Origin of the sequence: Halomonas marinisediminis (assembly GCF_004347715.1) — a bacterium.
GTDB lineage: Bacteria > Pseudomonadota > Gammaproteobacteria > Pseudomonadales > Halomonadaceae > Halomonas > Halomonas icarae.
Map to the genome: position 1 here is coordinate 1 of NZ_SLTR01000792.1, position 228 is coordinate 228.

The 228-nt window shown below is 63.6% G+C and carries 1 protein-coding gene; it reads left to right on the forward strand.

Going from position 1 to position 228, the window contains the following annotated elements; translation table 11 throughout:
• Positions 1 to 228: adenylosuccinate synthetase (locus E0702_RS18545; protein WP_205742168.1), on the forward strand; the 228-nt coding region annotated here is incomplete at both ends.

A 228-nucleotide genomic window follows, 5' to 3' on the forward strand; every position in this document is an offset into this window, starting at 1 on the left:
CGCAAGCGGCGTTGCGGCTGGTTCGATGCGGCGCTGGTGCGGCAGACCTGTGCCACTTCCGGGGTGAACGGGATCGCGTTGACGAAACTCGATGTGTTGGACGGGTTCGAGACGCTGAAAATCTGCGTGGGCTACGATCTGGATGGCAAGGTGCTGGACTATCTGCCCACGGCCGCGGACCAGCAGGGGCGCTGCACCCCGATCTACGAAGAGATGGACGGATGGTCG